Raw genomic sequence first — 10,143 nt, 5'->3', positions numbered from 1 at the left:
AAAGGAGGAGACTTCCTTATCTTGACTGTACTGGCGATTGCTCTAGTCATCACCGCCATACGAGTCTTTCAAAAGAAGGACATACCGACGTAACCGAGCTCCGAAAATGCTAAGACAAAAAATGCATGCGCACAATTCATTGTGTGGCCGTCACTCTTTTCTTTTTTTAACTTTGCTTACCCACATGGTTTCCTATTCATATGCTTGACGAAGGCTTTTAGAACTATAGATAGGCGGTTCTCTCTGTCTTTCTAACATCCTTCTCTTTATACGTGAAATCTTCTTTTTCCCCATACTCAAATCACTAATATGCTTTGAATTGTCTATTGTGTTCGCTAGACTTAAATAGTCTAAGGTGAAGAATCAAGCCTCCTTTCACCACGTGATAATAGGGGAGTGATTCTTGGCAGAGGAAATCAAAGTTACTATTCTAAAGAATTGGGGGCGACCAAGGAAAACAAAGACTCTGCCTGCATTTCTCCTGCCAAAAGAAGAAAGAGAAAAACTACTTTATTACAAGAAGCATGTTAGGGGACGCCCAAAGTGATAATTGATAAAGCAGTTTGACAGTTTTCATTTGGGAGTTAATGAGGAAACAAAAACTTTTTAGCAGATCGGAATGCAAAGGGTGTATGTTTAAAGGTAGCAGATACTGTTGGAACCAATGCCCCTATAACATATGGCGAAGAGAATAATATGGGTCATGGAAAAGTGCATGCGCACACATTGGCATTGCAGTTGTGCGCGGATTCATTTTTTGTTATTCCAAGAACATCGAACGCGCCAAAGAGCACTCTAATCATTCAAGGCTTTCTCAATCGCTAAAAGCCTCTCCAAATCCTTCTCCAAAAAGTCTGTCCCCTTTTATGACACCTAGAGTCATGAGAAGTGTTTTACTTGAGTTCAAAGGAGCTTTATCTCTAAAACTCTCAGCGTAGCCCCTGAGTTTCTTAAGGTCTATTCAAACCCACTTCTTGATCCTTTGGTCAATGAAATGCTTCTGCATCTCAGTCGGTGAAGTCAGTCGTTAATTTTGGGGGGATTAAGCTTTAAGAGAAGCCGTTACCACATTCTTTTTGAGGGCTGGTGAGCTGGCGGATGGCTCCGAGCTTGGTAAGAAAGCTTGAGGAAACTCCGTCCACCGTGCAGACTTGCAACATCTGTAAAAGGTGTAGGGCGAGAGCCTTGGCAACAGAACAGAAACGAAACGTCCATCCATGCGCGTGACGATGATGCATGCTAAGTTGCTGAAGGATGCTAGGGTGTGAGGCGGTGAAACGGCTGTCCTGCAAGGTGTAAGGGCAAATAGGCGCTTGTGAAGAGCTGCATGAGGCGCGGGTAGCCCGATTAGCTGAATGCCATCTTTGAACAAAAGGCGGGTTACGACCAGCACACTAGCCCCAGAGCCGTGCAACCCGACCCCAAAAAACGGAATACCCCGTAACCCAACCACAAACAACAAAGTCTTTCAAGTCTTATGGGAAATGAAAAAAAGAGGCAACAGCCCACACACCATAAAAAACGTATCAAAAATACTTACAATACTAGACAAACACACAGACTTAGACAAACCTGAAACAGTAAGAGGATACCTTGCACAACTAGACAGACGAAACGGATACAAAAGAAACATAGCCTTCGCCTATAATACATACTGCAAACACCACAAGCTAACATGGAACAAACCAAAATACTACCAGAACGCCAAACTACCAAAGATACCAACGGAAAACCAGATAGACATGCTAAAAGCCAACGCATCAGAAAAACTAGCACTAGCAATTAGCATAAGCAAAGAAACAGGCTTACGCCCAGTCGAAACAATGAGACTCAAACTAAGAGACATAGACACAGCCAACAGAACAATATATCCACAAACAGCCAAACACGGAAGCGCACGAATCCTAAAAATAACAAGCAAAACACAAGAACTACTAAATATCTACCTAACACACCGCAACATAGCATTAAACGACAACATATTCGAAGCATGGACAAGCGAAACATACGGAAAATACTTCCGAAAATACAGAAACAAACTAGCGAAGAAATTAGGTGACCCCACGCTAAGAGCAATCAGACTCTATGACTTAAGGCATTACTTCGCAACAAAACTCTACCACCAAACGAAAGACATACTATACGTCAAACAACAAATGGGGCACAGACGACTAGAAACGACACTAATCTACACACAACTACTTAATCTCAACGACGATGAATGGACATGCAAAACAGCAACCAACGCTGAGGAAGCCAGCCAACTAATCGAAGCAGGATTTCAATACATAACAGAAAAAGACGGAACAATGCTATTCAGAAAACGCAAATAACCCTCTTTTTTCTCCTTTTTTGCAGTCAAAATTAATAAGAAGTTCAGCGTGGTCTGTTAATAGGGGGATAAAGTCAGATTGAGCGAAAAAGTTTTGTGCGTGCTCCAAGTAGCCAAACCAGCTTGGAGCAGAATAATTCATGAGAAATTAATTATCACGCCAAATAGAACATTTGTAGTAAGGGGATGGGAGGAACACAAACATGCTGGTACTTATGCTGGCTCCACTGACATTGTCTCATTGATATTCGGATTAGCCGAGGGTGTAAGTGACGCTCACAAGACTGCTAAGAGTAAAAAGAAAATGCGGGAAAGAGAAAGATATGTTAATACTCCTGAGAAACTTCTAAAGGCTGATAAGAGTAATTTCGCCATATCCAACTCTGATATCAATGAAGTTAGGCTAAAGAAGAATGTTTTCAGAACTATATCCATTAATTTTTTTACAAAGGATAAGAAAAAGTTTGGCTGGTATCTAAAAGGATTGAACGATAAGACGAAGGATGTAAAGTTAGAGGAATGCGAGAATATTTTACGCCTAATCTTCGGAGATAAGTTGTCTGTTAAGAAGTAGAGACTTTGTTCTTTTCGTGTGCATTGCGCACGCATACGACCATCTTAACTCGTGAGCCCTTCGGCTCACTCGCGCGTTCCAGACGATACGCCAAAAAGCCGACACCACCAACGATGATAACAACACCCACAATGCCTAAGCATATGATAGCCCCTTATCAATGGCGCACGCTTAAATATGAGATATATTCGACTTAAGATGCTACAGAATACTATAGAACACCATATTTAGTAAAGTTTATAAGCAAATCAATTATGTATATTACTAAGTAGCGAAATGAAGGTCGAATATGAGTGTCAGAAGCCAAAAACGTTGAAGGAAAACCTGAGAGTGGGAAGACTCGCATGAAAATCGCGCGTCCTCTCCAGAATTTAGATGCAGTAAATAAAGTTGTCAGAGTTATGTATGGATACAAGACAGCTGTTATGTATAAAGACATTGCATCAGCGTGCGGCATGCACCCGGTAAATGTTAGTCAAGCACTTAGCGCCGCACATGATATAGGATTAACTGAGTCAGCAGGGCGAAAAGGTCTCTATAATCTAACAAGCGAAGGTAAAGACTACGCGAGACTCTTGACAGCAGGCAAAGAAAATGAAGCGAAGAATCTTCTTAAACATATAATAAGGCAAAATCCCTTGTGGGTTGAGATTATACGATTTCTGGATGCAACGCGTGGGCAGCCTAGAGACCCGTTAGATTTAGTTCTGGAAATCGAACGAAAGGTTGGCAAACAATGGAGTACATCAACGCGAGGTGCTATCCGTGAAAGTCTCGTATCAATACTTGAATACGCCCAGATGATTGTGAAAGAAGGTCCTCAAATAATCTCAGTAGGCGAAGAGCAAATCGAGACAGAAAGCGAAGCAGAACAACGAACTGAACCTTTGACACCACAAGTTGATACTTACCTAGACAGTGATTTCGAGTTTCTGAAGAGTAGTGATTTCACATTTGAAGTGCGTAAAGATGCAAAAGCAGTGGAGTTTGCACAGACCCAATTTGCTGCATGGATTACATACTTAAAGAAAAAACTTGCAGAGGAAAAGCAAGACGCTCGACAAAGTGGTGGAGTTCCCAACCAGATAACGCAATAACAGACCAATGTCGTGTGGTATCCAGCCTGTTACTGCGCGATTCTGTGCTCCACCACGCCGACAAGCCTTTACGTTAATAATAGTTATCATCCGATTTAAGGCTAACGCGACCTAGCGCGCTAACTATCCATAGCTTCCGCTAGACCCTTCACACCAATTTAGCGCACCATCACCGTCAACCAAGTCATCAAAAAAAGAACCAACAAATTCAGGTGAGCTCCTGTCCTTGACAATATGCCTAACACCCAGATAATGCAACTTCACCAATTCCTCCCCACAAATAGGACACACAGACTTCCTCTTCTCAACCTTAACCTTCAGCTTCCGATAGCTACAGACACCAAACCAAGTAAACGCGTGAGGACGCTTAACATTAGTCCGAATAGTCGAATGGTTCAATTGATACCAAGCAGTTCCAAAAATCGTCTTCCGCTTCCCCAACACCTTCACAATATACCCATCCTTCTCAAATCCCCTCACTTCCCTACCATTGAAACCACTACAACCACGGCAATCCCCCCGCTCGTGATCACAATTCCGACATCCATATCCACCCCTGATAACGCCCACGACGTGAAAATGGGGACTCCAATACCAGAGACGCACATTGTTATAGCGGAAACCGTGAAAAATCAAACATCCACCAATCACACCACGACTTTTTAAGATCTTGACAACCTTTTTCCGCAGGTCTTCATAACGCAAACCGTAATCATCGATGGGAAGAGAAACTACAATATGCTCAGCTAAGCCGAAACGCTTCTTCGCTTCAGCCAAACGACCCTCAATCTTGTGAGCCGCACGACTCGCCCAACTCAAATAACACACAGGGCAAGACGGTTTATGACAACTGTGGCTACGAATTTCCACATGTGCTTTCCCCGTATAATTCGTGCCATCGAGCAGAGTGACGCCCCGATGCAATTCAGCCCGTATACACCCCCTATAACTCGAAAACTTGCCGCACCACCGATTCGTTTGCACGCCGTTGCCAACGAGTTGGAAGATTCCAAAAGTAGCGTATTTGCTTACGGTAAACTCTTCTAGAGAATCCGAATCCTCGGGAAAATCAACATTCGATAAAGAAAAAGAATTAACCATCTAAGAAGCCCCACGCTTTTGATTCTCAAGCTTCTTGAAACAATGACTAAATGGACAACGATAAACACCAATCTTCACAGTTAAATGGGCGTGAGCACAGTAAGCACCATCAAAGCAACTCTGCCGACCATGTTTTCGCGTTCGCCTCATTTTTAACCACAAAGGATATGTAGCTACAACCAGCATTTTGAAGTAGTGTAGCTACTATGTCGAGCCGAAAAACCCATGAATCTATGGAGAAGTTGGACAGATGCTACAAGATAGTGCTACAAAATAGTGCGAAAGGCATTAGCGCGGTTGAAGTTGCACGAAAACTTGCCGTTCATAGAACTACGGCTTACGGCTACCTCAATTCTCTTGAGCTCATGGGAAAAGTGGAAAATGAACATGGGGCATGGCGCGCAAAAACTGGAGAGCAGACGATAAAGCCTCTAGAAAAGGAAGTCGTGATAGAGCTTCCGATGCCCGAAAAACAATGGCAGCGAATGGCAATGCTGGAAGCGCTCGCTAGGGACTGGGAAGCAGCAGACATGCCAGAATCTGCAAACGTATACAGAATCTCCCTTGAGAAACTCAAGGAAACAAGAACTATCAAAATCAAGAGTAAAAATGTTGACGACCTCAATCTAGAGAAACTAGGAATCTTGATTCAACAAGCTCATGAAAAAAGTTCAAAATTCAACTGGAAAGGTCTGTTTAAGAGCCTAGGAAAATAATGCGCGCGCGCCATCGTAAACAGCAGAGCATCAACGAGATGTGGAACTTCCACTGTCAAAACTGACGCCATCAAAGGTAGACCGCAAATGCGGTGCAGAGACCTTGAGACGCCCATGCAGTTCATCATAAATTCTCTGACGTACAAATGCTGGGACAAGACGCCAACGCACCATTAGCACGATGCCTGCAATAAGAGCAAGCAGAAATTGTAATGCACTTATCATTCAAAATTCCCTCGATCACATGAATTATTCTCTTTCGGACTATTTAAACGCTCGTCGCACCCGCTTCTAGGTCTACTGCGCCCGCTCAAAGCTCCTCGGCTTAACCTTTTCGGGAACGTGCCCTCCCTTGCGAAGGTTACCCTTAAGAATCTGGAAAGGTCAAGGGCACGTGCTGTCCGCAAGCTGTTTTTCTCTCACGAAGCAGCCAGTTCTGCTACGTAAAGAGATCTATCCAGCAATGTTGGAGAACCGTTGAACCGATAGAACTGAACGTCAACCGTGTGGGTTCCAGCAGGTAACGTGTCAGTCAGGATTCTCACTTGAATTGGTAGATGCAACGTGGGAGAACTTGGTACTTCGAAGCACCCTATGTAGCAGACGGTGCTGTTGTACTGATTATCCACGACGATTCTCAACCAAACCTCCGAGTTGGTGAAAGTGGCTGTGCTTAAGAATTCAGCGCAGATTCTGGATTCGCTTTGAATATCGACCTTTAGCGTCATTGAACTGTCGAAGACCGACATGTTGTACCATTGAGTCAGGCTGTAGGTTCCCAGACTCGCGGGAGTCACGTTTTGGCTTTGGATGGCCTGTATAATACTGTTTGTTCCATTCAAACCAGGTTCACCTTGAATGCCCTGTTCACCCCGATCACCCTGAATGCCCTGCAGACCCTGATCACCCTTATCACCCTTATCACCCTGAGGACCGATCACACCTTGAATGCCCTGTTCACCTTCGAGACCCTGAGGACCAGGTTTGGCAAACAGGTACGCGCCTACAAGTCCGCTGACTAAAGCGAAGACCAGTGCGACAACGACTGCAAGTAGCATGATTCTCTTGGTATTTGGTGTCGAATTTGAAGAGCTCAACATTTTTATCATCGACTAGCTTGTGTCACAATACAGATATGATTTATGAACCTACAATCAATATGGCCAATTCACCTGACGGAACACACTTTCTTGAGCAGCGTGTTGTAGAGAGAGTGTTTGGGTTTGGGACAAGACTTCACCCCAGCCAACGCGAGCTTGCATGGTATGCATACGAAGAAATACGCCGAAAGCTCCTCGGCTTAAACATTTTTCGAAGCGCGCACGCATCACTAGGGGGTTTTAGCTTTTCTTCCATTTGTCTCGATTACCCAAGCCAATTGAAAGATATATTATTCCTAGTGAAAGGAGTGGTAATCCAGTAGGAAATAGTGCAGCATTTATTGTAAAGGCTATGGTCATCCAGATAAACCCTACTGGAATGAAGGCAATTCCCATTATGAAAAAGGCTCGGTAGTTTGGTTCTTGTACCATTCCTGCCTTCCTTTTTCTCCATACTACCAGCGCTACAAGTAAACCTAGGGCTACCAATATGCCCATAACTGAGACCAGTAACCATACTGTCATTTTTATTCAACCGTGGTTCCAAAAGAATTGAGGCTATAAAAGGTTTCTCTTTCTTACGTTGAGCCATGCTATGCACACTTAGTTAGCAGGATTTAGCCAGAAGCACACGCACATATTCCGTGCAAACGTACAAAGCTCCTCGGCTTAAACGTTTTCGGGAGCGTACCCTCCCTATTTCTGCGGAAACAGGTTACCCTCCCAAAAAGTTTAATGCCTCGTCGCCGACGACCAACTGCGAAGGGCTGTCCCCTATGACAAGCGAAGGACAGCCTCACCTCAAAAGCAAGAAAACGACGCAATTTAAACAGACTCAGCAAAAGGCAACCTACTGCTAAATCAAAGACGCAGTACTCAAGAAGGAACAGCCTACCTAAATGCAAGAGTGATGAAAGGAATGAACACCACAACAGAAAACCCTTATAGAAACAGACATCAAATCGTCAATGTGCCAAAAGATGGTGAAATAATGACACCAACAGAAGAAATTACTAAGACCTATGACGGGTTACGACCAGCACACCAGCCCAAAAACCCAGTAACCCATCCCATCTTATCATCAACGTCCTCATACAACTGAAGAACAATGGCAAGAGCGAAAGCACCATAAGCAACGTGAGCAAATGGTTAAAGCTCCTAAGTCAGCACGTAGACCTAGACAAACCCGAAAGATACGCCGTATTCTGGAATTTCGTGGGAAACCCGCTTTACAGAATGCTTGAAAAGGGCATAGCGGAAGATTGCCGTAGTGAGAAATACCGAAAGAGGCTTTTTGAGAAAATCGACGCTTTAATAAATGAACTCAGACCCGACAAAGAGCTTCTCAGGAAAGGAAAGAAAGAAGAAAGAAGCAGGGCACGGAATAAGAGGTCGCGACCTGATGACTCTCAAGGACGATGAAACTAGCGCGCTCATATTACACGTTGGACGAGGAGGTGAGAGTGAAATTGAAAGAATATGCTTGCATACAAGTTGATCACCACAAAGAAGTGCCTAAGGCAATTGCTGATATGCAGAACTTGGGTTGGCGTCTTCATACCTATCAAGCTACTGGGTGGGGTACAGATGTCAAGCACTACTTACTATTTGAAAAGGGTGACTAACCTCCTCTAGCGCGCGCTATCAACTACAAAGAACGCTCAAGTTTTCTGCGTTAGCTTAGACTCAAAGAGCCTTATCTGTGCGCGCACGCATCTAAGGTTACCAGGTGACTTCGATGAAGATTAGCATCAATATTCAACCTCAATTGGGATATACCTACAATGACATTGTGACATTAGCAAAAGCTGCAGAGGACTCAGGATTCTACTGCTTTACAGTCTCAGACCATTTCTTTGGACCCGTAGAGGGTCATGAGATGCAATCACATGATGCGTGGACAACACTTGCATTATTAGTCCCTCAGACACAGCGTATTCGATTGGGCACACTAGTCACGTCACAATCCTACAGAAATCCAGCTCTTCTTGCGAAAATCGTAGCAAGTCTAGACAATGCATCTAATGGACGAATAGATCTGGGAATAGGAGCAGGTTGGAAAGATAGCGAGTATAAAGCGTATGGTTATCCTTTTCCATCAGCAAAAGAAAGGGTGACCCAACTAATGGAAGCAATTCAAATCATCAACCTACTTTGGACAGAAGAGAGACCTAGTTTCGATGGGGACTTCTACAAGATCAAAGAAACTATGTTTCTACCAAAACCTGTTCAAAAACCGCGTGTGCCGATTTGGGTCGGTTCTATGAAACTCAAAGCGCCAATGATGGAGGAGACTGTCGCTAGATATGCAGATGGAATGGATTATGGTGCAGAAACAACGATCAAAGGCTTCTTAGAGAAGAAAGAGCGAGTCAAGAGAATGTGTGAGAAGGTGGGGCGGGATTTCGAGGAGCTCAGGTGGTCGGTTTCAAAGACAGCGGGAGTAATTGGTGAAGACACTGATGATGTTGAAGAGAGATTGAAGGAAATCACTGAACAAGAGTGGATCTGGATTGCGCGCGCTCCAGAGTCTGTGAAGCAGAAATATTTGGAGACTTTGAGCTCTAAGGAGATTGGTGGAACACTGCCTGTTGTCATCGAGAAGCTTTCAGAATTCAAGGATCATGCAGATATAATGAATATCTGTCTTCCATATTTCGGAAACCTTCGTAAGAATGGATTGGATACCATTCAGATTCTCAAAGAACGAATCCTTGGGGCACTATGAAGACCGCGCATGTGACTTTCAGGACAAAAGCATGTGCGCGCAATTGAGTATGCAACAATACACCGAAAGCTCCTCGGCTTAAACTTTTCGGGAACCTGCCCTCCCTTGCAAAGGTTACCCTCCCAAAAATACATGCATGCCGATAAGATACACGCGCATAATTTAGTATCCATATACCCAAGAGCATTTCTTGTTGAGGTATTCAAGGTAAGGTTTAGAGTTCATTTGTTCGCCAGTGATTTTCTTGATGAGAGCTGGGGGATCATAAAGGTCGCCTTGTTGGTGTACATTTTCTGCAAGCCATTTCTTCACGTTTTGGAAGTTACCTCTGGAGATTTGTTCCTTCCAGTCGGAAACTGACTTTTGCATAGTATTCAGCAACTGACCGCTAAGGATGTTGCCTAATGCATAGGTGGGGAAGTATCCAAAATCGCCTCCAGCCCAATGAACGTCCTGCATGACTCCTTCAGAGTCATTCTAGATGTCTAAACCTAG

The 10,143-nt window shown here is 43.9% G+C and carries 13 protein-coding genes, 1 other RNA gene and 1 pseudogene; 10 read left to right on the top strand and 5 right to left on the bottom strand.

Translation table 11 applies throughout. The features are described 5' to 3' along the window. The first annotated feature begins 403 nt into the window (after positions 1-403). The 5 genes from OEX01_08525 (at position 404) to OEX01_08505 (ending at position 4,003) form a co-directional block, all read left to right on the top strand. Positions 404-547 carry a hypothetical protein gene (locus OEX01_08525; GenBank protein MDH5449025.1) on the top strand — a complete coding sequence of 48 codons (144 nt, stop codon included), beginning with the start codon at positions 404-406 and terminating at the stop codon, positions 545-547. Between the two features lie 539 nt (positions 548-1,086). Beyond that, positions 1,087-1,395, top strand: an RNA gene (gene rnpB, locus OEX01_08520) — RNase P RNA component. An 89-nt stretch (positions 1,396-1,484) separates the two neighbouring features. Further along, positions 1,485-2,333, top strand: coding sequence for a site-specific integrase (locus OEX01_08515; protein ID MDH5449024.1), 849 nt, complete (start codon positions 1,485-1,487; stop codon positions 2,331-2,333). 78 nt (positions 2,334-2,411) lie between these two features. Continuing rightward, on the top strand, positions 2,412-2,906 hold the full coding sequence (locus OEX01_08510; GenBank protein MDH5449023.1) for a hypothetical protein: 495 nt from the start codon (positions 2,412-2,414) through the stop codon (positions 2,904-2,906). Positions 2,907-3,199: 293 nt separating this feature from the next. Beyond that, a complete protein-coding gene (locus OEX01_08505; GenBank protein MDH5449022.1) occupies positions 3,200-4,003 on the top strand; it encodes a hypothetical protein in 804 nt (267 codons plus the stop codon). 123 nt (positions 4,004-4,126) lie between these two features. Here OEX01_08505 and OEX01_08500 read toward each other — a convergent pair whose 3' ends face one another. Further along, a complete protein-coding gene (locus tag OEX01_08500) occupies positions 4,127-5,104 on the bottom strand; it encodes a hypothetical protein (protein ID MDH5449021.1) in 978 nt (325 codons plus the stop codon). A 233-nt stretch (positions 5,105-5,337) separates the two neighbouring features. Here OEX01_08500 and OEX01_08495 point away from each other — a divergent pair, with 233 nt between their 5' ends. Further along, positions 5,338-5,820: a helix-turn-helix domain-containing protein gene (locus OEX01_08495; GenBank protein MDH5449020.1), complete on the top strand. Its 483-nt coding sequence runs from the start codon at positions 5,338-5,340 to the stop codon at positions 5,818-5,820. Between the two features lie 30 nt (positions 5,821-5,850). Here OEX01_08495 and OEX01_08490 read toward each other — a convergent pair whose 3' ends face one another. The 3 genes from OEX01_08490 to OEX01_08480 form a co-directional block, all read right to left on the bottom strand. After that, entirely contained in the window at positions 5,851-6,045 is a 195-nt protein-coding gene (locus tag OEX01_08490) for a hypothetical protein (GenBank protein ID MDH5449019.1), read from the bottom strand. A gap of 194 nt (positions 6,046-6,239) precedes the next feature. Continuing rightward, positions 6,240-6,878: a collagen-like protein gene (locus OEX01_08485; GenBank protein ID MDH5449018.1), complete on the bottom strand. Its 639-nt coding sequence runs from the start codon at positions 6,876-6,878 to the stop codon at positions 6,240-6,242. Positions 6,879-7,160: 282 nt separating this feature from the next. Then, positions 7,161-7,445: a hypothetical protein gene (locus tag OEX01_08480; protein ID MDH5449017.1), complete on the bottom strand. Its 285-nt coding sequence runs from the start codon at positions 7,443-7,445 to the stop codon at positions 7,161-7,163. Positions 7,446-7,839: 394 nt separating this feature from the next. Here OEX01_08480 and OEX01_08475 point away from each other — a divergent pair, with 394 nt between their 5' ends. The 4 genes from OEX01_08475 to OEX01_08460 all read left to right on the top strand — a co-directional run bounded on the left by OEX01_08475 (position 7,840) and on the right by OEX01_08460 (position 9,648). Then, the gene (locus OEX01_08475) at positions 7,840-8,022 is read left to right on the top strand and encodes a hypothetical protein (GenBank protein MDH5449016.1); all 183 of its coding nucleotides are present in this window, start codon (positions 7,840-7,842) and stop codon (positions 8,020-8,022) included. 35 nt (positions 8,023-8,057) lie between these two features. Further along, the gene (locus OEX01_08470) at positions 8,058-8,342 is read left to right on the top strand and encodes a hypothetical protein (protein MDH5449015.1); all 285 of its coding nucleotides are present in this window, start codon (positions 8,058-8,060) and stop codon (positions 8,340-8,342) included. 41 nt (positions 8,343-8,383) lie between these two features. Next, the gene (locus tag OEX01_08465; GenBank protein MDH5449014.1) at positions 8,384-8,545 is read left to right on the top strand and encodes a hypothetical protein; all 162 of its coding nucleotides are present in this window, start codon (positions 8,384-8,386) and stop codon (positions 8,543-8,545) included. 113 nt (positions 8,546-8,658) lie between these two features. Beyond that, complete coding sequence (locus OEX01_08460) at positions 8,659-9,648, top strand: TIGR03560 family F420-dependent LLM class oxidoreductase (protein MDH5449013.1); 990 nt, start codon at positions 8,659-8,661, stop codon at positions 9,646-9,648. Positions 9,649-9,810: 162 nt separating this feature from the next. On the opposite strand, the pseudogene OEX01_08455 reads toward OEX01_08460, so the two are convergent. Continuing rightward, a pseudogene (locus OEX01_08455) lies at positions 9,811-10,110 on the bottom strand (carboxypeptidase M32). Positions 10,111-10,143: the final 33 nt, after the last annotated feature.

The organism is Candidatus Bathyarchaeota archaeon, from assembly GCA_029882535.1.
Classification (GTDB): Archaea; Thermoproteota; Bathyarchaeia; order Bathyarchaeales; family SOJC01; genus JAOUKM01.
This window is presented reverse-complemented; position numbering and strand designations above follow the sequence as displayed.